We start from the raw sequence: 23764 nt of genomic DNA, 5'->3' as shown, positions 1-23764 counted from the left end.
AGACGTTGCTCAATACGGCACGCATCTCACGTACCGCAACACAGCATCCATGGAGTGCCGACCAGGGGTCAAGGATTCGGCGCCCGGCACATTCATCCCTTGCCACCCGGGGCCCGTCGGCCTTCGGCACCATGTGATCGGCGAGGTCAGCGCCCACCACGCCCGGCCGTCGGAAGCGACTGCCGCGGGGCATTCACCCTCCGGCCGCCGTCTTCGCCGCCAACGACGAGGAGGCGCTCGGCGCCATCGGGGCCGCCCGGCCGGTGGCCGTTCTTGTATCCGGACACTCACTCCGACGGCCGATGCGCCAACAGGGGCCAGGCTTCTGAACGACCCCGCTCAGCCAAGACCAAGATCCGGGCCATACCGGCTGCCTGAGCGGTGGGCGGTCCTCATCGGCCCTGCGAACCTACTCCGCCAGCGCACCCATCGCGCGATCGAGCAACACGGCCAGGGGAACAGTGCCTTCGCAAGCCACCCACCCCGTGGCGGCCACGTCCAGGCAGGCGAGCGCGGCGGCAGCCAGCGCACTCGGCCCGGTCTCCTCCGGCCGGTCAGGGCTGACCCCCAGCCGCCGGGCGATCTCCGGCACCAGCAGTTCCTGCCAGCTCAGCTGCTTCTGGTAGTGCCCGGCGCGCAGTGACGGGGTCTCCTGGAGCATGCGCAGATAGCTGAGTGCCTGCTCGGGCGCCTGCTCGTTCATCCGCGTGAGGACGTCGAACGCCCGGCGCAGCGCCTCCCAGGGCCGCTCGTCGTCGGGGCGGGAGGCAAGCGCTTCTGCGATCCGGCGACCGGATTCCTCCAGGCGCCCCAGGACGATCTCTTCCTTGGTGCCGAAGTACCGGAACAGGCTGGCACGCGACAGGCCCACCTCGGCCGCGATCTGGTCGACGGTCGTCCGGTCGAACCCCTGCTCGGTGAAGAGCCGGTGCGCCACCTCGACCACCTCCGCCCGAACCGTCGCACGCATGCGCTCACGCAGGCCAGGCGGCTTGCGTGCGGACTGGTCGGCGGTACGGGCGGTCTCGGTCATACCCGAAGGGTATAGCAAGGGCTCAAATTGATACTGAGTATCAAACCCACCTGCCAGACAGCCGACGAGGCGTTGCCGGCCTGCTGGACGATCACCGAAGACCGTTTAGACTGACAGTCCACGCTTGGACAATCAGTCCAGTAGTATCTCCGGGGTGGGCCTCGCTGTCGCGCTGGGCCGCATGTTCCCGGGCCTACGCCAAGTGAAGGGCAGTCCATGACCTCCGCCGCACCCGCTCCCTCTTCCGGCTCCGGCCCGTCACCGGCTGCGCGCCGTCTGCTGCACATCACCGAGGAGCAGACCGCCGCGCTCGTGGACGAGGATCTGGCCCTGAAAGCGGCCCGCACCGCCTTCGCCGCGACGGTGGACGGCACCGTCTTTCCCAGTCTCGCCGTGCACGGGTCCGACCCGCGCAACCGGTTCACCCTCAAGCCGTCCGCGTCCGCGACCCATGCGGGGGTGAAGATCGGTACCTACTGGCCCGGCAACGCCGAGCACGGGCTCCCGCGCCACCACTCCACCCTGCTGCTGTTCGACCAGACGATCGGCAGGATCGCGGCCGTCCTGGAGGTCGGCACCGCGAACGCCTACCGGACCGCCGCGGCCGACGCCCTCGCCGTCGACCTGCTGGCCCGTGCCGGTACATCCACCCTGGCCATCTTCGGCACCGGCCACCAGGCCGCCTACGAGGTGGCGGCCGTCAGCCGCGTCCGGCCCATCAGCGAGGTTCTGGTCGTGGGACGTAGCGCCGGCCGTGCCGAGCGGATGACCGCGGCACTGGCAGCCCAGGGGCACACCGCGCGCAGCGTGGGCGCCGAGGAAGCCTGTGCCCGGGCCGACGTGATCGTCACCGTCACCACCGCCCGGGCCGACACTCCGCCGCTGTTCGAGGCCGCGTGGGTCCGCCCCGGTTCACACATCTCCTGCATGGGCGCCGATGCCCCCGGCAAGCGGGAACTCCCGCCCGACCTGTTCCGGCGTGCCCGTGTCTTCTGCGACCTTCCCGAACAGGCCCGCCGCATGGGCGAGAGCCAGCACGCTCCTGCCGAGACAGTCCTCACCCCGCTCGGCGAGGTCCTCACCCAACGCGCCATCGGACGCACCGACGACAACGACATCACGATCTTCGACAGCTCCGGAATCGGCCTGCAGGACCTGTACCTGGGCCTGGCCCTCCTGAAGAAAATGGACATCTCCCTGTGAACACCCCCGCTACCGCCACCAGCCCCAGCGCCGCCCGGACGCTTGCCGATCCGGACACCCCGTTCGCCGTCGTCGACGTGCACAAGACGCGGCGCAACATCGAACGACTGGCGGCCAGGGCCGATCGGCTGGAGGTCGCCCTGCGCCCCCACGTGAAGACGGCCAAGAGCCTCGACGTCGCCGCCCTCATGCACCACGGCACCCCCTGCCCCATCACTGTCTCCACCCTTGCCGAGGCGGAGGCGTTCGCCGACGGCGGCTACACCGACATCACTTATGCCGTCGGTATCGCCCCCCACAAACTCCCGCGCGTCCTCAAGCTGCGGCGCCGCGGCGTCACCCTGCGCATCCTGTTGGACAGCGCCGAGCAGGCGGAGTCCGTCGCCGAAGCCTCCCGCCAGGCCGGCCTTCCCATCCCCACCCAGATCGAGATCGACTGCGACGGCCACCGCGGCGGGCTCAAGCCCGACACCCCCGAGCTCGTCGAGATCGGCCGCATCCTGCACGACGCGGGCTGTCTGGACGGAGTGCTGGCCCATGCCGGCGAGTCGTACTTCACCGACACCTCCGAGGAACAGCTTCTGGCGGCGAAGAACGAACGCGACACCGCCGTCACCGCGGCCGAGCGGCTGCGCGCGGCCGGCCTGCCCGTGACCACCGTCAGCGTCGGCTCCACCCCCACCGCCCACGCCGCCGAGGACCTCACCGGAGTCACCGAACTGCGCGCAGGCAACTACGTCTTCTTCGACCTGGTCATGGCCGGCATCGGCGTCTGCCGCATCGAGGACCTCGCCCTGTCCGTCGTCGTCACCGTCATCGGCCACCGCCCCGAGTACGGATGGATCGTCACCGACGGCGGCTGGATGGCCATGTCCCGCGACCGCGGCACCGCCGTGCAGGCGCAGGACCAGGGCTACGGCCTGGTCACCGAACTGGACGGCACCCTCATCCCGGGCCTGGTCATGACGGCCGCAAGCCAGGAACACGGCACCCTCACCGCCCGCGACGGCGCCCACCTGCCCGACCTGCCCGTCGGCACCCGCCTGCGCATCCTGCCCAACCACGCCTGCGCCACCGCCGCCCAGCACCAGGGCTACCACGTCATCGACAGCACCCGACCCACGGACCCCGCACCGGCGATCCAGGACTTCTGGCAGCGCGTCACCGGCTGGTAACCAACCGGGACGACGCAGAAACCAGCCGCCCGGCCGGCGGTGCCTCCCCGGCTTCATTCACCGGGAAGGGCCGTTCGCAAAGAGAGCCAGTGCCGACCGAGCCGGGAAACCGATCTGCGATGCCGCATCGTCAGCTGGACGGGACGGTGACGGCCCGGGCGTTCCATCCAGAGACACGTACGCGTGGGGTGCGGTCCGGATCGACGGTCCGATGGGAGGCCACCAAAGTTGCCGATTCGCCCGGCCACAGGCTGATCTGATTGTCGTTCCAGTGGACGGGCAGCGTGGGAGTCTTCCCGTCCGCGGACACCAGGTCGACGTCCGTGAGCAGAGCGGGGGCGTTCGTGGTGCCCGGGTGGCGGAGGGTCACGGTCGTCGTCGATGTGCCGGCCCTGGTCACTTTCGTCGTTGCTGTCACGTCCAAGGTGACCTGTGGCATCGAGTTCAGTCCCGTCAGGTCGGCGTAGGAGGTGGTGGGGGTGTAGTACCAGTCGGTTCTGGCGTAGTCGAGGACGTCGTTGCGGGTGGAGAGCCAGTAGACGTTGCGGCTCAGTTCCCGGCCGGTGGTGTCGGTGAGCTGCAGCCGGGCCAGGTACGTCCTTGCCAGGCCGGGGACCGTGGCCGGGAGGGTCAGCGAGGTGGTGGTCACGCCGCGGGCCTCGACGTCGACACCGGTCACCGTGCGGTCGTACTTCTTGGTCCCGTCGGGGTTGAAGAGAGTGACCCGGGCCTTCAGCCCTGAGGCGGCGGTTGCGCGGTTGTTGACGATGCTCACCGTGCGGTTGTCGTACCCGTACTGGATGTGGAGGGGTTCGTTGGCCTTCTTCGCACCGAAGTAGGCCCCGTTCTGGTCGAGATAGCGGTCGATGAGCTGCCAGTGGAGGGAGGTCCAGCCACTGTTGAGCATCCAGTAGATGACGCCGGTCGCGGGGGCGGTGGTGTCCTTGGCGTTGCGGGAGTAGGCCTCGAACTGCGCCCGGACGTTCTCGTACTGGGCGAGCTGGGCCTTGCGCACGTAGTCGCCGAGATCGGTCGGGCGTCCGTAGCGGCCGGCGAGCGCGGCGTTGTACAGCTTGAGTGTCGAGAATGTGGGTGAGGGAGAGCGGTGGTACTGGGGAGCGGAGGGTTGCTTCCAGAGGGTCTCCAGCTCGGCCGGGGTCAGCATCCGCCGCAGTGTGTCGAGGGTGGGGATGCTCGGGCCGGCGCTGGTCTCGGAGTTGAAGCCGGTGGCTCCTCCCTCACGTTTGTCGTACCAGTAGCCGGGCGGCACCCAGTCGTAGGGGCCGGTCATCCGCATCCCGGAGCGGCCGGTGACGGGTGTCGACTTCCCGGAGGCGGAAGGGATCACGGGCACGTTCCAGTCAGCCGCTCGCAGCGCCTTGAGGTATCCCGACTCGATCTCGGCGTTGGGCGCCGCGTCGCTGCCGATCAGGAACGAGATCACGCTGGGGTGGTGGCGCAGCCGGGCCGCCTCGGCGGCCATCGACGCCCGGGCGACCGCGTGGTCGGCGGCGTCCCACTTCTCCCCTGACTCCGCGGGGTTGACCTCCCCTTCCCACTTGTTGCAGCACTCCCAGCCGGCGATCGTGAGGATTCCGTACCGGTCGGCGAGGTCGAAGAACTCGTCGGGCTCGAGGTGGCCTTCCAGGCGCAGCGTGTTCAGGCCCAGGTCGCGGACGTACTGCATGCGGTGCTCGGCGTAGGCGGGGTCCCAGCGCAGGAACTCGTCGGGGGACCAGCCCGCGCCCTTGATCAGCAGCGGGCGGCCGTTGATCCGGTACTGGCGCGCGCCGTCGGCGTTGATCGGCGCCTGCACGTCGCGGATACCGAAGGCGGTGTGTGCGGTGTCGGAGGTGACTCCGTCGACCGTCACGGCCAGGTCGAGGTCGTACAGGGGCTGCCCGCCCATCCCGGCGGGCCACCATACGCGTGGCGACGGCACATGGAGGCGGGGGTGGTCGGCCGGGGAGAAGACCACGGTCCGGCTTTCCCCGGGCGCCAGCGTCACCTGCCGGCTGAGGGCTGCGGGCCCGGCCGTGCCGGAGAGGCGCGCCGTGACGGTGTCGGGTGAGTCGTTGCGCAGGCGGGCCTTGACGGTCAGGTCGGCGGAGGCCAGCGACGGCACGGCCAGGTCGGTGACGACGTGGGCGTCACGGAGGACCACCGGGCCGCTGCGGCGGACGACGACGTCGCGGACGATGCCCATGTTCCGGTCCGGGGGTGGCTGCAGCCAGTCGAGCCAGCCCACCGTGAGGTGCCTGCGCGGGTCGTTGGGCTGGACCCGGAAGGCAACGGTGTTGGTGCCCGGCTTGATCAGGGTGGTGATGTCCAGCTCGTGTCGGGTGTAGGTCCCGGCGACCTTGCTCGCCGTCGCGACTTGACGGCCGTTGACGAAGACGTCGGCGGCAGAGGTCACCCCACTGAAGTCGAGATACGTACGACCTGCCCGGCTGTCGTCGACCGAGAAGTCGGACCGGTACCACCACGGGACCGTGAAGTCGGCGGCAGGGATCAACTTCTGATTGGTGGAGTGGAACGGGTCGGGGTGGACCCCGGCCGCCAGCAGGGCGGCGAGGACGGTGGAGCGAGGGCCGGCCTGGTACCAGCCCTTCGTCGGATAGCCGGGGCTGGACACCTCGACCGCCGGGTCCTTCACCAGGGCGGTCGACTGGATCATGAACCTGTCCAGAGCCCTGCCGGAGCCATGCCCGACGGTGACCGCGGCGCCGGCCGGCGTACCGAACGCCGCCGCCCGGCCAGTGAAGCCGACCGGGGTGAGGGCGGGGGCCAGGAAGACCAGCAGGCCGAGGAGGGCGGAGGCGACGGACCGGCCGGATACCCGAGCCCGGCGGTGTGAGGGACCGCCGGCCGGGAGGGACGGGAACGGGTGACCAGGGCGGCACGGCGACACGCGGCCCAGCTGTTGAGGCATGCCCTTCAGCATGGTGCCGAAGCCTCGCCGGCCGACGCTCCACATGCCGCGCGTCGCCCGATCGCAGCAACCGGGGAGCGCGGGGAGGAGCAATGCCGAGGTCCTCAGGTGCTGTGCGCAACCCGGATGACGGGAGTGGTTGACGGGCGCCGGGGCCGCTCTTGGGGCCTGCGTTGTCCTCTGTGGCGGGAGTGTGGGCCCTCTGACCAAGCCCTGTCAGTGCCAACGGACGACGCGCCTGCGCATCGGCCATCGCTCTGCCGTACCTGTCGGAATAGCCGGCTCCACGTCGGCGCTGAAGCCTTGGTCCGCAGCTGTCGAACGTTCGGAAAGGCCCAGTCATGAAGATTGGCATCATCGGCGCCGGCAACATCGGCGGTAACCTCACTCGTCGCCTCACCGCCCTCGGTCACGACGTCTCCGTGGCCAACTCACGCGGCCCGCACACCCTCACTGCACTGGCCAAGGAGACCGGCGCCACCCCCACTCGGGCGGAGCAGGCGGCCCAGGGTGCCGACATCGTCGTCGTCACGGTCCCGATGAAGGCAGTCCCGAACCTCCCGTCCGGACTGCTGGACGGGGCGGCAGAAGGTGTCGCGGTCATCGACACCGGCAACTACTACCCCAGGCAGCGTGACGGCAAGATCGCCGCGATCGAGGACGAAGGCCTCACCGAGAGCCGCTGGACCGAACGCCAGATCGGGCACGCCGTGATCAAGGCCTTCAACGGCACCTTCGCCCAGGACATCCTCGAACGGGCCCGCCCGGCAGGAACTCCCGACCGTATGGCCCTGCCGGTGGCCGGTGACGACGAAGAGGCCAAGCGCAAGGTGATGGCCCTCATCGACGAGATCGGTTTCGACACAGTCGACGCGGGCGGGATCGACGAGTCCTGGCGTCAGCAGCCCGCCACCCCGGTGTACGGCTTGCGCGCCGGCACCGCCGAGGTCACCAAGGCGCTGGCGGCGGCGACACCGGATCGAAAGCCGGAGTTCCGCGCCGACTGAACAGTAATCACCCCCGTCGGAAGGCCATCGGTGTCATCGCGCGACGACAGCGCGAACGCCAGGGTGAGCAGGGCGACGTAGCACAGCCAGCGGCTCCGCCCCCCGGGAGGTGGACCCCGGTGCCGGGGCTGTCGCCCCGGCACCGCCGCGTCACTCCTCGTCGCGCAGTCGGGCAGCCAAGGACGTCAGCGGCTCGGTCTCCTCGGTGTGGCCCAGGGCGGTCAGGCGGGAGATCGCCGCGTCGAGGCGGGTGAGGGCGGGGGCCGGGCGTTCCAGGTAGATGCCCTCCACGGCACCCGCGAGGCGGACGCACTCGGCCCACTCGCCGGCGCGGTCGTCCTCCTGTCCCGGCTCGCCGAGCAGGGCGAGGGCCTTCTCCAGGGCGGCCAGGGCGTCCTCGTACTCGCCGGCGTAGGCGTTGACCCGCCCGTGTTCGTAGGCCAGGGCCGTGTCCAGGGAGCGGCCGTGCGCCTCGTACTCGGCGGCGCGGGCCTCGTCGGCGATCCGGCCCGCGTCGGCGAGGAAAGCGAGCGCGTCGGCCAGGCCGTCGGGGCCCTGCTGTTGCGCCTGGAGACGGGCGAGTTCGCGCAGGCAGTTGCTGAGCTGCTCGTAGCGCGGGTCCCGGGCGTGGGCGGCGAGTGCCTGGTCCGCGGCCTCGCGGGCCCGGCCGAACTCGCCGGACTCGCCGAGGAGTACGGCCGTCTCCGCGGCGATCATGGCGTGGCTCCCCGGGTCGTCGTCCCAACCGGCCGACTCGGCCGCGAGGGCGACGAACTCCGCCGTGGCGGCCTTGAGGTCCTCCCCCGCGTGCAGCGCGCGGGCGCGGGTCAGGCGCAGCTGAGCGACCAGCCGATCGTCCAACTCTCCGGCGACGACGTCCGGTTCGGCCAGCAGGGAGTCGAGCAGAGCGATGCAGTCCTCGACGCGGCCCAGGTCGAGGCTGAGCTGGGCCGCGTTGCTGTACGCGCAGAACGCGTCCGTCCGGCTGCCGCGGCGAAGTTCCACCTCCGCGGAGCGCGTCAGGTGCCGCAGGGCCTCGTCGGGGCGGCCCAGGTGCATGCAGGCCTCGGCCAGATCACCGTGCAGACGGGCGGTGTCGACCGCGTCGGCCGGCCAGTCGGCGGCCAGTCGCAAGCCCTCGGTCAGGTCCGCGTGCGCGGCCTGCGCGTCCCGGAGGCCGAGCTGGAGCCGGCCGCGCAGTCCGAGGGTGCGGGGCAGGTGCCAGGCGGGGCCGTGCGCCTTCAGCCGGTCGAGGAGGGCGTCGATCTCGGTGACCGCGGCGGGCAGGTCGCCGGAGAGGGCGTACGTGCTGGCGCGCAGCAGCAGGCCGCCGGAGATCTGCCCGACGACGTCGTGCCGGGTGGCGAACGCGTGCAGCAGGTCCACCTCGGCGAGGACCGGCGCTACGTGCTCCTCGCGCCTCGATGCCTGCAGGCGCAGGCCGAGCGCGGTCGCGCGCAGCCGCAGCAGGCGGGCCTCCTGAGAAGGAGTGAGGCCCGGTGTCTCGGCGTGCAGGCGGACCATGCTCTCGTGGGCAGCGGTCAGCGCGGCGGCCTTCGCCTCGGCTCCGTCCGCGTCCTGCGCCGGGGCCTCGGCGGTGGCGAGCAGGGCGCAGGCTCGGGCGAGCGCCGCATGACCCGGCTCTCCGGCGTCGTCGTACAGGGCTGCGGCCTCCTCGTGGAGGTCGGCGGCGTCGGCGAACTCGTCCTTCTCGCCCGCCCGGTTCGCCTCGTCGGCCAGCAGGTCCGCGCGCAGCTGTACGAGCGGGCCCACTGCCGGGTCGCCGGGGTGGATGTAGTCGCGGGCGGCGACGAGCGTGCGCAGCCGCGCCCAGCAGGCCTTTGCGTCGGGGTGCCCCTGCTCCTCCAACGTCCGTGCCCGGAGGATGAGTTCGGGCAGCGAGTCGGGTACCTCGGCGGCCGTACGGGTGGCGGGCGCGGCGACCGGGGCGGCCGGGGTCACGTCGTCGAGGCTGCGGGTGCGCAGGGTCAGTTCCAGTGCGTCCAGGAGCGGGGCACGGTCGAGGCGGGCCTTGCGGCGGTCGGTGTGGGCCGTGGTGCCGTTGCGGGCGTCGAAGCGGGCAGCGAGGTCGTCGGCGCGGCCGCGCACCTCGGCGCGCAGGGCGGCCACCGTCCAGGTGCGGCCCGCGTACCCGACGGTGGGCAGTTCGCCGTGGCCGAGGAACTCGACGCGCTGGAGGAGGACCTCCACGCCGGTGAGGAAACCGAGCAGGTCCAGCGGCGAGTCGACCTCGTCGAACAGGTTCCGGTTCTCGGCGAGCAGTTCCAGGCCGCGCGCCTCGTTGCCGGTCAGTGCGCAGAACTCCAGGTGCCGGCCGACCTCCTGGGACATCGAGGGGTTGCGGCGGCAGCCGCGGTAGCCGGCGAGGTGCAGTTCGCGGGCCCGGTCGGTGCGGCCGGTGCGCAGCAGGGGCAGCAGCGCGTACGAGACGGAGCGGGCCGGCTCCTCCTGGCAGGACTCCTTCCCGGCCAGGACGGGCTCCCAGGCGCGCAGCGCCCGCTCGTCGTCGCCCGCCGTCAGGTGGTAGAGGGCGCGCTCACAGATCTCGCAGGCCTCGCAGTCGCTGAACCGGGTGCGGGTGCGGCCCGCCCACAGCTCGTAGGCGAGGGTGGTGTCCTCGTCGACGTGGGCGGCGAGCTGGTACGCCTGTCCGTAGTAGGGCTGGAGGCCGAGGCCGGCCTTCTCGTACCGGTCGCGCATCTCCGTCAGCCACTGGCGCAGGCTGGCCAGTGGTATCTCGGGCAGCGCGCGCAGGGCGTTGGCCACCCACTTGAACCGCCAGAACAGCATGTGGCGCAGGCGCTCGTCGAAGACGTCGGGCTGCTCGTCGAAGAGGGTGAGCAGACGGGCGAAGACGACGGGCGACTTCCGGGGTTCGGAGCCGTAGGTGTACGCCTCCTGCAGTTCGAGGAGCGCGTGGATGAGCGGGACGGGCTCCGCGAACTGCTCGGCGGCGTCGACGAGTTCCTCGGCGGTGACGGTGCGGGTGCGGCCGTAGGGGCGCCGGTCGTTCTCCTGGAGCGCCTGGTACAGCTCGTCGGTGGTCTGTGGTGCGGTCGTCATCGTCGGCTGTCCTTAGCTGTCCTTGCGGAGGGCGTGGGCGAGAAGGTCGAGGAAGGAGCGGTTGATGAGGCTCGACTCGGCGGGCCTGAGCGGGCGCCGGGACAGCATCGCGGCCTGCCCGTAGAGGGCTTCGGCGCTGGTGCGGGCCAGCTCGGGCTCGTCGATGGTGACGGCGGTGCGGACCAGCGGGTTGAGCTGGTTGAGGATCAGCTGGGCCCGCGGGGCCTCCTGGCGCAGGGCGCCGAGGATGTCGCCCCACAGGCCGCCCTCCTGCTCACGGGCGAGCTGGGAGCGGGTGCGCTCGTGCCGGGCCTCGCGGCTGTCGACCAGGAGCGCGGGGGCGGAGGCGGGCTGGAAGGTGCGCAGCGCGACGTCGCAGTCGAAGACGGCGAGGGCGTCGCGGGCCTGGGCGAGGTAGGCCGCGGCGGCCAGTTCCGTCTCCCGGTCGACGGGGTCGAGGTGGGCGGTGAGGGTCGCCGGGTCGAGGTCGGCGACGCTGACCTCGGGCCTGATCTCGGGCAGCCGGTGGACCAGCTCACGGTCGTAGGTGTAGCCGCCGTTGACGACGCCGAGCCCGGCGGCCGAGGCGATCGCCGCGACCTGCCGGAACTCCTCCACGCTCGACGTCACGAGCACGGTGCGGTGGGTGCGCGCGAACTCGTCGAGGGTGCAGTGCCCGTCGGTGGTCTCGAACGGCAGCCAGGGCAGCAGCATCCGCAGGATCTCGTCGTCGTGCACCGCGAGCGACTTCACGGCCAGGTGGTGGGCCTGGAGGAAGCGGGCGAGCAGGTCCGGGTCGCTGGCGGCGGCCCGGGCGATCCAGGCGCGCAGCCGCTCGGCGAGGGCGTCGCGGACGGCGGCGAGGGTGTCGTCCGCGTACAGCGACTCGCGGGACGCCGTCGGGCGCAGGCTCTCGGCGTCGACGACGCAGCGGACGAAGAAGGCCCACTCGGGCAGCATCTCCTCGGCCTGCTCGGACAGCAGCATGCCCTTGACGTGTACGCGGTGGCCGTGGCGGCGCCCGGCCGGCACCGCCTCGGGCAGCACGCACGCGATGCCTTTCAGGCCTACGGCCGGCAGGTCCAGCTCGATGGTGTCCAGTGGCGTGAACCCGAAGACCTCCTCGCCGTACGCGGCCAGGGCGCGGGATCGGGCTCCAGGTGTGGGGTATGTGCGCGCCCAGGGTGCGGGGTCTGGGTTGACGGACGCTCCCGGGCTGCCCGTACCACTCGGGCCGCCTGTGCCGTCGTCGAAGGTCACCGGGTGGCGCAGCAGGGAGCCGAAGTGGCGGGCCAGCGCGTGCACCTGCGCCGGGCGGGTCCACTCGCCCGCGTCGGCGCGCGGCGTCAGCGTGACGGTGGTGCCGGGCCGGGGACGGGCGGAGGCGGGCAGGGTGCGGACGGTGTAGCTGCCGTCGCCGCGTCCGCGCCACTCCACGGCGGGGGCGTCGGGGGTGCGGGCGGAGCGGCTCAGGACGTGGATCTCGTCCGCGACCAGGAAGCAGGAGAGCAGGCCGATTCCGAACTGGCCGATGAAGTCCCCGCGTTGTTCGGCGATCTGCTCGGCGCGCTTGCTGCTGCGGCCGATGGTGGCGAGGAAGGTGTGCACGTCGGCCTCGGTGAGACCGACGCCGTCGTCCTCGACGCGTACCACCGAACCGTCGGCGTACAGGCGGACGCCGAAGGCGTCGGCGGGGGTGGCCGGTTCGAGGGCGTGCCGGGCGGTCAGCGCGTCCACCGCGTTCTGCATCAGTTCGCGCAGGTAGACGCGAGGGCTGGAGTAGAGGTGGTGGGAGAGGAGGTCGACAAGGCCGCGCAGATCCACCTGGAAGGTGCGGTCGGCGCCGGCCGGGTACGCGGCGGTGTCGGGCAGAGTCATCGGCAGTCCGGAGTGGGAGGGGTGACGGGTTGCGGGCGCGCGGCACCGGGGCCGGGTCCGGCAGGTGATCGGGCGTGACTGGGCCGGCGTGCGCTCATGCGCGGCGGGGTCCGGCGGGTGATCGGGCGCGGCGGGGCCGACCGGTGCTCAGGCGCGGCGCTGGTGGCGCGCGAACTGCTTCTCGGGCTCGGCGAAGTAGGTCCAGGGCCACTTGGTGTAGGCGCCGTCCAGCGTCTGGAAGACGCGCCGGACCGTGTGGCGCTCGCCGGCCAGCGACAGGGCCATGGCGAACATGTTGAAGTCCTGCTGCCAGCCCGGGCGCCACACGTACGCGGGGTGGAGGATGCTGTGGTCCGCCGCCTCCCGCAACTGCGCCCGGATCTCGTCGGTTTCGAGGTGGTCCCCGTGCTCCGCCTCGACCCACTCCTCGATGTACGCCATGGCGATCACGCAGCCTAGGCGGTGTCCCTGCGGGGCGCGGGCGAACGCCTCCTGGGCGAACGCCAGGGCCTGCCCCGGCTCGCCGCCCCAACGGGGCTGCAACTGCGACACCCACTCGAGATGGGTCTCCAGGTCCAGCGGGTCGCGGCGCAGGGCGGCGTCGAGCCGGGTCTCGTTGACGGCGGAGCCCAGCGACATGCCGCGGCCGGAGGTGAGGAGGCGGCGCCACGGAGTGACCCATTCCGGCCGCAACTCGGCGGCCTCGAGCAGCTGCTCCTCGGCGATGTGGAGCCGCTCGTGGAAGATCCGCCACTGCTCCTGCGTGACGTTCACGGCACGCGCGGCGGTGCGCGCCTCCCAGGCCCAGCTGATGTGGCGCGCGCCGGATATCAGCAGGGCGGTCGCCCGGTGCTCCTTGTCCTCCTCGACGGCCCGGCCGATCCAGTCCTGCACCCCGTCCAGGTCGGCGAGCTCACCCAGGACCTGGTGGTCGCGGCCGAGATCGAAGGGGGCCAGCGCCGCCTTGACGGCCTCCCAGTCACCCGCGTCGGCCGCTTCCACCAGCGCCAGCACCCGCGCGTCCCCGAGCGCGCGCAGCGTGTACATCCCGTTCTTCTGCCTGCGCGGGACGGGAAGGATATGCGGATCCGCCGCCGGTCTCTCCGCACTCCTGCCGAACAGCCTGCCCAACATGCCGCGCCCTCCCTGGTCCCGCGTGATCGTCCGGTGCAGCATAAACGGCCCCACCGACACCGCTTCCACAGGGTTTTCACCGGCGCTGCACGGTTCCCCCGAGACCTCTAGGGGTTCCGCTGGCGGTCCGTCAGCCGCGAGATGATCTGGCGCTTCCGGGAAGCGACCGTCGCCTCTTCGGAGTCGAGGATGTCGTCGCCGTACAGGTCCTGCAGCCAGTTGACCTGGTAGATCGTGTCGAGGTAGCGCTCGCCGAGGTCCGGGGCAATGGCCACGGCCGTGAGGCCGCGGGTGTCGTGCCGGTCCAGCCAGTCCATGGCACCGCTGACCACGGTTCCCGTGGAGCCGCCGAACAGGAATCCGCGCCGGGCCAGCCGGTGGCAGGTGCGGATGGTGTCCGCCTCCTCGACGCGGATCACCTCGTCGACGTACGACTCGTCGAGCAGCGGCGGGCGCATGCTCATGCCCAGGCCGGGAATCATCCGGCGACCGGGCGGGCCGCCGAAAGCGACCGAGCCCACGACGTCCACGGCGACGATCCGCACCGGCCGGTGCCACTGCCGGAAGTAGCGTGCGCAGCCCATCAGGGTCCCGGTGGTGCCCGCCCCGATGAACAGCACGTCGAGGCCCGGGAACTCGCCGGCGATCTCCGGTGCCGTCGTGCGGTAGTGGGCCCGCCAGTTGCCCGGGTTGGTGTACTGGCTCAGCCACACGTACCGGCTGTCGGCCGCGCACAGCCTACGGACGTAGTCGATGCGCCTGCCGAGGAATCCTCCGTTGGCGTCGAGATCGGCGACGATGTGCACCTCGCTGCCCAGCGCCTCCATCAGGAGTCTGGTCGACAGGTTGCAACGGGAGTCCGTCACGCACAGGAACCGGTATCCCTTGCTCGCGGCGATCACGCTGAGCGCCACGCCGAGGTTGCCGGACGAGGACTCGACGAGAATCGAGGACGGCGTCAGGTGTCCGTCGCGCTCGGCGCTTTCCACCATCTCGGTCGCGGCCTTCAGCTTGATGGAGCCGGCGAAGTTGAAGCCCTCGCATTTCAGGTAGAGACGGCGTCCGAGAATCGGCTGCAGGTCAACGTAGAGCCGGCTTTCGTTGAAGGCGTGGGGAGCGGAAATGACGGGCACGGTGGGCCTCCTGTTGCCAGGGCTGAGGGGTGTGGCTTCAGCCGTACCGGCGCAGGTCGTGGAAGAAGTCGTCGATGAGGCGGAGCTCCCCCGCCCGGGCTGCTTCGTCGTACACGTACATGCCCACGGCGAGGTCCAGGACACCGAGTCCGAACGGCGAGAAGATCACGGTCCGGTCGGTCGGCACGGTCAGCCGTCCGGTCATGACGTCGTCGAGGGTGCCGTCGAGGAAGTCACGGTTGCCGGTGAGCTGCTCGGCCAGGTGGGGTGAGGTGTCGGCCTTCAGACAGTGGTCGACGTCGTCGACGATGTTGGCCGAGTCGAGCAGGATCTCCGGAGCGAGGTCGCGCAGGGACACGTGCAGGACCAGCGGGTGGTGGGTGAACCAGGCCGGGTCGGTGACGTGCGGCTCGCCGGCGACGGTGGCGAACACGACCAGGTCGCTGGAGCGGATCAGTTCCTCGGCGCTGTCGTGGACCGCGACCTGGGCGGTGGTACCGGCCCGGCGCAGGTAGCCGGAGAAGCCGGCACTGCTGTCGGCGGAGACGTCGTACACGCCGATCGTGTCGAACGCCCAGCCGGTGCCGGCCAGGAAGGTGTGGAGGTAGCGGGCGATCAGACCGGTACCGAAGAATCCGACACGGGTGGGGCGGGTCCGGGTGCGGCTGAGCCAGTCGGCCGCCAGCGCGGCGGATGCCGCGGTCCTGGTCGCGCTGATGATGGAGCTCTCCAGGCAGGCGAAGGGGTAGCCCGTGTCATGGTCGTTGAGGATGAGGACCGCGGAGGCCCGGGGCAGGCCGGCCTGCACGTTGGCCGGGAAGCTGGAGATCCATTTCAGACCGTCCACCTGGACCGACCCGCCGATGGAGGCCGGCAGCGCGATGATGCGCGAGGTCGGGCGGTCGGGGAAGCGCAGGAAGTACGACGGGGGGTTGACCGAGTCCCCGGCGCCATGCAGCCGGTAGGCCTCCTCGACCAGCTCCACGATCTCCTTCTCGTGTCCGCTGAGTGCCTGCTGTACCTGCGCGCCGGAGATCACCGCGAAGGTCGGCGCCGAGGGTGCGTGGGAGGTGGCCCGCCCGGTGGCGGGTGACATCAGGTGGGTCATCGTCGGCTCTCCTCCGGCTGGGGGCAGCCGTCGGCCAGGCGCCGGGGCTCGGCCATGGCGACCAGCACCTCGCGCTCCCCGGTGAAGGCCTCTCTGCTGTGTGCGGTACGGATGTTGTCGACGAGCATCAGGTCGCCGGGCTGCCAGGGCTCGCGCCGGGTGTGCTCCTCGTAGGTGGTGTTGAGCAGCTGGACGATGTCCTCGCTGATCGCAGTGCCGTCGCCGAAGCGGGTGTTGAACGGCAGTCCGTCCTCGCCGTAGACGTCCAGCAGGTATTCGCGCACCTCGGGGGCGAGCGTCCACTCGTTGAGGAACGCGATCTGGTTGAACCAGCAGCGCCGGCCGGTGAGCGGGTGCCGTACGACGGCGCTGCGGCGCTGGCGGGTGTGCAGGGAGCCGTCGGGCTGCCAGCTGAAGTCGATGGCCTGGGCGCGGCAGTAGCGCTCGATGGCGGCGTGGTCGTCGGTGCCGAACGACTCCGTCAGGGAGGCCCCGATCTCGTCGTTGTAGCTGCGGGTCAGCAGCCAGCCCTCGCGCTCGAACCGGTCGCTGAGCTCGGTGGGCAGGGCCTGGAGCACCTGTTCCGCGTCGGCCACCGCCGTCGCACCGCCCTGGCTGGGCGCGGTCAGGCACGCGAACAGCATCAGGCCGGGAACCTCCAGCGTGTAGCTGAGCTCATGGTGCATGCACATCGGCTGGTTGGCCGGCCAGGTGGCCGAGGAGTACACCCCGGGGCCGTAGGTCTGGCGGGGGGCGAATGCCTCCCTCTCGGTCATGAGGCCGTCGGACAGGCCCGCGAAGACGGCACGGACCTGATCCGCATCCCGCAGGTCCAGGCCGCGGACGAGCAGCACGCCGTGCTGGGCGACGTGTGCGCGCAGCTCGTCGCGGTGCTCAGCTGCCCAGCTCGCGGCATCGCCGGGGGACTTGGCATGCAGGATCGGAGGCCGGTCCGGCCGCAGCTCCAGGTCGAGCAGGGGTGCCAGGGGTGAGGACGACATCTCGGTTTCCTTTCGGTTGCCCCGCTGAAGGCTCTGGGAGGGTGAGGAGGAGGCCGCTCGTTCGAGGCTCACGAGGAGGCCAGTGGTTCGGTGGCGCCCAGGACGGCCCGTGCGGCTTCGGCCGGACGGGTGCGCAGGAAGTAGTGGCCGCCGTCGGCGAGTTCGTGCAGCTCCACGTGGTCGGCCAGGAGGTGCCAGTCGCGGTAGCGGTCGGCGAATCCGGCCGTGTTCGGGTCGTCGGCGGCGACGACCACGGTGACCGGCGCGGACAGCTTCACCGGCGGCGGGGTCTGGAGGGCGTCGGCGAAATAGCGGTGGGCGCAGTCGCAGTCGTGCCGGTAGGCGGCACCGATGTGCTCGGCGTGCTCGGCGTTCAGCTCCGCGAGTTCCGTGTGGCCGCTGTCGCTGGTGAGTCGGGCGGCGATCTCGGCGTTGCTGCGGCGTGTCAGCTCAGCGAGGTGGGCGCGCCGGTCGGCGGCGGTGCCGAGCAGTTGTGCGGCGAGGAACACCCGCGGGACGTCGACGCCGAGTTCCTGCAGTTCCCTGGCCGTCGCCACGGCCGGCGCGGCGCCTGACGAATGGCCCCAGATCATGACCCTGGTCAGGCCCCGTTCGGCGATCTCGGCGGCGACCTGCTGCACCACCTGCTCGATGGTGGCGAAAGGCTCGCCCGGGGCGGCCAGGTCGTGACCGGGCAGCTCGACGGCATACACCGTGAGCCCGTGGTCCGCCAGCGCGCTCGCCATCGGCTGGTAGTTGACCGCGTTGCCGCCCGCGTAGGGGAAGCACACCAGTGCGCAGTCCGGCGCGCCGCTTGCCTTCCCCGACAGCGACTGAAGCAGCTCCGGGCGTTGTTGGGATGTGCCGTCGAGGAGGGCGGCCAGGTCGGCCAGGACCGGGTGCCGGGTGATGTCCTTCAGGGACACGGCGCGGTCCAGGGCGATGGTGAGTTTCACTGCCGTGAGGGAGGTGCCACCGGAGTCGAAGAAGTGGTCCTTCCGGCCGACCTGTTGTTCGGGGACGCCCAGCAGCTCGGCCCAGGCGGCCGCCAGCTTCCGCTCGGTCGGGGTGAGCGGGGCGCGGTCGTGGTCCTCACCGGCGTCGTTCTCCGTGGGTGCCGCCGACTGTTCGGCCAGCGCGGTCAGGGCCGTCCTGTCGATCTTGCCGTTGGCGGTCAGCGGCAGGCCGGGCTGCCAGTGGAAGGCTGAGGGGAGCATGTAGGCGGGCAGTACGGCACCCAGCGCCTCGCGCAGGACGTCCGTCTCCTGGCGCTCGCCCGTGTAGAAGGCGATCAGGTGCTTGCTGTGGCCGGCCCGCTCGGCGATGACGACCGCGGCGTCCCGCACGCCGTCCACCCGTAGCAGGGTGTTCTCGATCTCACCGATTTCGATGCGGAATCCGCGGATCTTGACCTGGTTGTCCCGGCGGCCGAGGAACTCCAGCCTGCCGCCCGGGTGCCAGCGTCCCCAGTCGCCGCTCAGATAGAGCCGTTCACCCGGACGGTACGGGTCCTCGCGATAGGCCTCACGGGTCCGTTCGGGATCGTTGATGTATCCGCGCCCGACGCAGACACCGGAGAACGCGAGCAGCCCCGGGGCGCCGAGCGGCACCAGCGACAGATGCTCGTCGACGACGTACACGCGCACGTTGTTGACCGCGCGCCCCAGCAGTACACGCTCGGGCACCCTGTCCATGACCTCGTGGTTGGTGTCGTCCGATGTCTCGGTCAGTCCATAGGCGTTGACGAGCTTGATGTCCGGCTGGATCGCGAACCAGCGCTGGACCAGCTCCCGCTTGAGCGCCTCACCGGTGACCGACACGCAGCGCAGGTCCGGCAGTTCGCGGGGCTGCTGCTCCAGATACGAGACCACGACCTCCAGGTAGGAGGGCACCACCTGGACGACAGCGGCCCGGCCGCGGACGATCGTGTCGAGGAACTGCTCCACGTCGACGACCGACTCCTGTCCGACGAGCAGAGTCTGCCCGCCCACCAGCAGCGCGGACACCAACTGCCACAGAGAGATGTCGAAGCACTGCGGGGCCGTCTGCGCCACCACGCGCCCCTCGGTGATCTCCAAGTCATCGATCTTGGCGAAGAGATGGTTGAGCATGCCCGCGTGCTCGCACATCGCTCCCTTCGGCTCGCCGGTGGAACCGGAGGTGAAGTAGATGTAGGCCAGCTGGTCGGCGGCGACGTCGACTCCGACGTCGGTGTCGGCGTGCTGCTGTGCGTACGCCTCCTCGATCAGCAGCTTCCTGGCTTCCGGAAGGGTGGCCAGGGCCTGGTCGAGGGTGTGGGTGCTGCCGGATTCCGTCAGCACCAGCCGGCAGCCTGCGCGTGACAGCGTTGCCGCGATACGGCCGGCCGGGAAGTGCGGCTCGATCGGCAGGTATACGCCGCCCGCCTTGAACACCGCCAACGTCGCGGCCAGCCAGTCGAGGTTGCGTTCGGTGACGATCGCGACCACGTCTTCCCGGCCCAGTCCCCGCTCCAGCAACGCCCGCGCCAACCGGTTCGCGCGCGCGTTCAGTTCCCCGTACGTCCATGAGCGGTTGCCGTGCACCGCCGCCACCCGGTCCGGGTGGGCCCGTACGCGCTGCTCGAACAGCTCGTGCGCCCGCGCGTCCGGCAGCAGCCGGCGCGGCCCGGCCAGTCCTTCGAGCTGCTCGCCCACCTCGTCGGCCGACAGCAGGCTCTGCCGTGCGTGTTCGGCGTCGCTGTCGGCCGCCATCAACCGCAGTGCGGACAGGTGATAGCCACCGATGCGGGCTGCACACTCGGCGTCCAGTACCTGCGTGCGACAGCGCAGCCGCATCACCAGCCGTCCGCCACGGTCGTACCAGCCCACCCCCAGCGCGGCGTCGCCGATCAGCTCGTCGCCGGTCCCCGCCGGATCGCACACGACCTCGTACGACGGCCCGACCACGCCCAGTTCCCGGCGCAGCTCGTCCACGGGGAACTGCCGGTGCGCGAGCAACTCCGCCTCGACGCGACGGGCGCTCGACACCAGGGCGCTCCAGGGCCCGGGGGCGACGGTCAGCCGGCACGGCAGCGGGCCGCTTCGGGCTTCGGTGACGTACCCCGTCACGACCTCCTGCTCACCGGACAACGCGGCCAGCACCTTGGCATGCGCGGCCAACAACACCGCGCTGAGCGGCACTTCCAGCTTCCGCGTCAGCCCGCGTACCGCGGCCGTCACGTGGTCCGGCACCGCCGCCTCGTACTCGACCACTCCCGTCACCGGCTCCCGGACCCACCGTGGCACCGCGGTGAAACCACCAGCGGTCAGCACACGGCTCCAGAACTCCCGGTCCGTATTCAGGCGCGCTCCCATCGAATGGCCTTTCTCGGCTCGGCGTGAGATTGATGATCGGGGGCATCCGGCATGTCGGCGGCGGGGTTTCCTCCCCACCACGCGTTCGGGGGCACCTCCTCGCCTTTCATGAGAAAGGAATCGGGTGCCAGTACGGCACCGTCACCCATCGTCACGCCGTAATGCACATGGGCGGAGACACCGAGGGTGCAGCCGGCACCGAGCGTGCTGCCGTCGGACTTGAAGGTGCCGTCCTCCTGCGAATGGCACTGGATTTTGCTCCCGGCGTTGAGCGTGCACGCGTCGCCGATGGTGGTGAGCGTCCGCTCCGTCAGATAGCAGCCGTCGTCGAACACCCTGCTGCCGATGCGCACGCCCAGCATCCGCCAGATCAGGCTTTTGAAGGGGGTCCCGTTGTAGATGTTGAGGTGCTCGTCCGGAACCTTCCACAGGCGCTCGTGCCACCAGAAGTACGGGTCATAGATGGAGCACAACCGGGGGCGAAGGGCACGGAATGACGCGATGCAGCGTTCCAACAGGATGTAGTAAAGGGTGGAGAAGCAGAGCGTCATCGCCAGGTATGCGGCGATCACCACGTGTCCCAGCGCGCCGTACACGTAGACGGAGACGAGCGCGAGCATCGTGAGCGCAAAGGTGTGCAGCCACCGTACGCACAGCATGAGGGCCATCGAGCGAAGGTTGTAGCGGTTCTTCGCGGCAAGTTGGCGGCGCAGCCTCTCCCCGGTCCTGAGGTCGTCGAACCGTGCATCGCGCTCGACCGACCGCGGAATCTCGAAGCAGGGCGAGCCCAGGAGCCCCACGCCTTGGCGGACTTCACCGTCAAGGGGAACCATGACCTTCGTCGCCAACAGGCAGTTGTCACCCGTCCTGGCGCCCACGGGGTAGGCGATGTTGTTGCCCAGGAAGTTGTGCGATCCGATCGACGCCCGGGATATCCGGAAGGACGTGCTGGAATATTCCGCGTTCACGATGGACAGGCCGTCGGCGACCATCGTTCCCCTGCCGACCGACACCAAATAGGGGCTCTCGTGCTGCACTTCGGTGCCGAAGTTCGACCCGGTCTGCTCGACCCGCGACAGATCGTAGCCGAGGCCCTTCAGGTAGTACACGATGTAGGAACTGTCACCGAACAGCCACGTGAAGAACTTGATGTTCGTCATGCGCGCCACGGCCCGGTGTACCGAGTAGTGGAATCCGTAGAGCGGATACACCTTGTCGGGCTGGATGACCAGGTTCAGCAGACGCGGAACGGTGTACAGCGCGACGAGGCCGACGACGACGAATCCGAAGAACAGCACGAGTGACAACACCAGCGCGTCACTCATCAGTTGCCCCGACGCGAGTCCGCGCGCGTCCTGTCCAAGTTGCCTGCTGATGGCGGGAACCTCTGTGAACAGCATGTAGGTTCCGCCGAGCGCCAGCGGCATGTACAGAAAGAGCAACTGAAGCAAGGTCATCAGCCCGAAGGTGGCCCGGCGGAGAGTGCCGCATCGCATGGGCGGCACCCTCACGTAGTCGACCTCCGTGGGCTGTGCCGGGGACCCGTGCCAGTGCTCGCCGTCCGGGACCGCCTGACCGCGGTACAGGGCGGACGAGTGGCCGAGCTGTGCTCCGTCGCCCATCCGCGTGTCGATGTCCAGGACGGTCTTCTCGCCTATGAACACGTCGCGGCCGAGCGTGACCGGGCCGGTCTGGATGCGCCCGGCGTGTGCCCGGTAGCAGAGCAGGAACGAGTCCTTGCGGATCACCGTGCCGGCGCCGATCGTGAGCAAGTCGGTGCAGACCGGGAGGGAGTGGGAGAGGATCGTCACCCCCTTGCCGATTCGAGCGCCCAGTGCCCGGAGATACAGCGGGTACAGGGGATTGCCCACGAACAAGAGCAACGGATTGGCGTGGAGCAGTACCTTGACAAGCCAGAAACGCAGGTAGGTCAGACTCCAGACCGGGAACTCGCATGGTTTCCAGCGGCCGATGAGAATCCATTTTGCGACGACCGGGAACACGCACAGCGCGACGAAACCGACGCCGCCGAAGACAAGCGACCGCAGATAAATGTCGGCAGTACCTGATCCCGCGGCGATCCACTCGTAGCCCCGGGCGACCATCGTTCCCGCGGCGAAGGAATACCCCAAGAACATCAACAGCTGGAAGATTCCGCAGAGAACGTATTTCAGCTGGCTCGTCGTCACCGGCGACGGGGGAGAGTTCGGGAGCGAGCAGCCGGTGGAGGCGGGAGTTGTCACGGCGAGAGCTGCTGCCAGGCTTCGGATCGTGGGGTGCCGGTATATGTCCTTCATGGACGCCGACGGCAGATCCGGTCTTTTCCTGAGCCTTGCACAGAATTGGGCCATGACCAAGGAGTTGGCACCCAAGTCGTCGAAAAAGTGTTTGCCAACCGGAACGTGGTCCACACGTATGACGGCGGCGAGGACTTGAGCGAGTTCGCTTTCGGTGTCCGTACTCGTCTCGGTCTCCGTTGTCACCGGGCCCGAGTCGTCGGCTCGCCGGTCGACAGCGGCTTTGTTCGGCCCGGCTATATCGACCTCGGCAGACTGCTCCACCGTGCGACCTCCTTGAAGACGCTTCGACAACCTGGCCACCCATGGCCGGTCCGTTGTCCTCGCCCTCCGGGAAAAGCTCGACCGAGCGATCGGGAGGCTCGAGGGTGCGTTATTTCCTGATCACGAACCGCGGGTTTCAGTTTCGGTCGGCTACCGACAGGTTGCCACTCCGAACGGAACGCAACGTAAGACGGCAACGCTCGACGGGCCCTGTCTCCCTTGGTTTCTCCACACGGCTGGGGTGAGCGACGGTTCACCCATACGGCCTCCCTCGGCGCTCGGCGAGGCGGTGAACGGACCGGGTGGCTAACGTCCGCAGGCTTCGGCCCGGGCGCCTTTCTCGTCCCGGTCGAGGGGCACGACGGGCCGGCCCGCCTGACGGTGGGTGTCGACGAAGGGCCAGACTTCGCGCAGCACGTGTGCCTCCTGGTCAGGTGCTGGGCCCGGGCCGCGACGGCCGCGCTCCGGGTGCCGGCTGTCGCGGGCGGCTCACGATCCGGGCGCTTCTTCGAGTTCGCGGTCGAGGCGGATGGGCAGGGTTCGCCGGCGGCGGCCGGTGGCGTGCCGGACGGCGTTCGCGATCGCGGCGGCGGTGCCCACGGTGCCGATTTCGCCGACGCCTTTTACCCCTGCCGGTTCCTTGAGCGCGGTCCAGCTCGACAGCCCGTGCTCGCGGGCGATGGCCAGCCGGGCTTCGTGGAGGGTGTTGAACTCCCCTGCGGCAGGCGGCGCTTGGCCTCGATCTTGAGGTACCGGAGGTTGGGCCGGTTCGGGGAGGTGGCGTGACTGTGCGGAGCGCCGGGAGGGCAGCCCGCCCCCGCCGCAGGCGCTGTCCGAGTGGCAGGGCTGGTCCGAGTGGGTGATGGTGGTGGGAGTGTGCGGTCGTGCCGGCGGCGCGGCTGACCTGCCTCGATCGCGGCGCGGACGTCCAGTTGTTTACTTCGCTCGGCCTGGCACGAGGAAGGACGACTTCAGGATGCAATCGTTCAATGGAGCCCTGAGGGCCGGTCTGGCGGTCGTCGCGGTACTGGGAGTCTCGGTCCTGACCGCGCTGTCCGCCTCCGGGAGCGCAGACGCGGCGCCCGGCAGGTACTGCGGATCGGACAGTGTCCACGGACTCGCCGTCTTCGGCAGCGGCAGCACGTCGTGCTCCACCGCTCTTGAGGTCGCCCATGCCTAC

Annotated in this window: 13 protein-coding genes; 3 read left to right on the top strand and 10 right to left on the bottom strand. The window is 70.2% G+C overall.

Annotation, left to right across the window (positions count from 1 at the left end):
* Positions 1-409: 409 nt before the first annotated feature.
* The gene (locus HJD23_RS42335) at positions 410-1033 is read right to left on the bottom strand and encodes a TetR family transcriptional regulator (RefSeq protein ID WP_171110451.1); all 624 of its coding nucleotides are present in this window, start codon (positions 1031-1033) and stop codon (positions 410-412) included.
* A gap of 216 nt (positions 1034-1249) precedes the next feature.
* Here HJD23_RS42335 and HJD23_RS42330 point away from each other — a divergent pair, with 216 nt between their 5' ends.
* The gene (locus HJD23_RS42330) at positions 1250-2236 is read left to right on the top strand and encodes an ornithine cyclodeaminase family protein (protein ID WP_171110450.1); all 987 of its coding nucleotides are present in this window, start codon (positions 1250-1252) and stop codon (positions 2234-2236) included.
* Positions 2233-3411: a DSD1 family PLP-dependent enzyme gene (locus HJD23_RS42325; RefSeq protein WP_171110449.1), complete on the top strand. Its 1179-nt coding sequence runs from the start codon at positions 2233-2235 to the stop codon at positions 3409-3411. Before HJD23_RS42330 ends, HJD23_RS42325 begins: the two co-directional genes overlap by 4 nt.
* Before the next feature lie 130 nt (positions 3412-3541).
* Here the strand turns inward: HJD23_RS42325 and HJD23_RS42320 are convergent, their stop codons facing one another.
* Positions 3542-6343, bottom strand: a complete 2802-nt coding sequence (locus HJD23_RS42320; protein WP_171110448.1) for a sugar-binding domain-containing protein — start codon at positions 6341-6343, stop codon at positions 3542-3544.
* A 341-nt stretch (positions 6344-6684) separates the two neighbouring features.
* Here HJD23_RS42320 and HJD23_RS42315 point away from each other — a divergent pair, with 341 nt between their 5' ends.
* Positions 6685-7350 carry an NAD(P)-binding domain-containing protein gene (locus tag HJD23_RS42315; protein ID WP_171110447.1) on the top strand — a complete coding sequence of 222 codons (666 nt, stop codon included), beginning with the start codon at positions 6685-6687 and terminating at the stop codon, positions 7348-7350.
* A gap of 150 nt (positions 7351-7500) precedes the next feature.
* Here HJD23_RS42315 and HJD23_RS42310 read toward each other — a convergent pair whose 3' ends face one another.
* The 8 genes from HJD23_RS42310 to HJD23_RS42275 all read right to left on the bottom strand — a co-directional run bounded on the left by HJD23_RS42310 (position 7501) and on the right by HJD23_RS42275 (position 22584).
* A complete protein-coding gene (locus HJD23_RS42310; protein ID WP_171110446.1) occupies positions 7501-10434 on the bottom strand; it encodes a hypothetical protein in 2934 nt (977 codons plus the stop codon).
* Between the two features lie 12 nt (positions 10435-10446).
* Positions 10447-12312, bottom strand: coding sequence for an HSP90 family protein (locus HJD23_RS42305; protein ID WP_171110445.1), 1866 nt, complete (start codon positions 12310-12312; stop codon positions 10447-10449).
* A 147-nt stretch (positions 12313-12459) separates the two neighbouring features.
* On the bottom strand, positions 12460-13446 hold the full coding sequence (locus HJD23_RS42300) for a hypothetical protein (RefSeq protein ID WP_171110444.1): 987 nt from the start codon (positions 13444-13446) through the stop codon (positions 12460-12462).
* Between the two features lie 107 nt (positions 13447-13553).
* The gene (gene sbnA, locus HJD23_RS42295) at positions 13554-14579 is read right to left on the bottom strand and encodes a 2,3-diaminopropionate biosynthesis protein SbnA (protein ID WP_171110443.1); all 1026 of its coding nucleotides are present in this window, start codon (positions 14577-14579) and stop codon (positions 13554-13556) included.
* A gap of 37 nt (positions 14580-14616) precedes the next feature.
* A complete protein-coding gene (gene sbnB / locus HJD23_RS42290; RefSeq protein WP_171110442.1) occupies positions 14617-15687 on the bottom strand; it encodes a 2,3-diaminopropionate biosynthesis protein SbnB in 1071 nt (356 codons plus the stop codon).
* The gene (locus HJD23_RS42285; RefSeq protein WP_171110441.1) at positions 15684-16688 is read right to left on the bottom strand and encodes a TauD/TfdA family dioxygenase; all 1005 of its coding nucleotides are present in this window, start codon (positions 16686-16688) and stop codon (positions 15684-15686) included. Before HJD23_RS42285 ends, sbnB begins: the two co-directional genes overlap by 4 nt.
* 68 nt (positions 16689-16756) lie before the next feature.
* Positions 16757-20023: an amino acid adenylation domain-containing protein gene (locus HJD23_RS42280; protein WP_171110440.1), complete on the bottom strand. Its 3267-nt coding sequence runs from the start codon at positions 20021-20023 to the stop codon at positions 16757-16759.
* Complete coding sequence (locus HJD23_RS42275; RefSeq protein ID WP_171110439.1) at positions 20008-22584, bottom strand: Pls/PosA family non-ribosomal peptide synthetase; 2577 nt, start codon at positions 22582-22584, stop codon at positions 20008-20010. Before HJD23_RS42275 ends, HJD23_RS42280 begins: the two co-directional genes overlap by 16 nt.
* Positions 22585-23764: the final 1180 nt, after the last annotated feature.

This window comes from Streptomyces sp. Z423-1, from assembly GCF_013009255.1.
GTDB classification, from domain to species: domain Bacteria; phylum Actinomycetota; class Actinomycetes; order Streptomycetales; family Streptomycetaceae; genus Streptomyces; species Streptomyces gossypiisoli.
The sequence above is the reverse complement of the archived record's forward strand: the minus strand, read 5'-3'. Positions and strand labels throughout refer to the sequence as shown.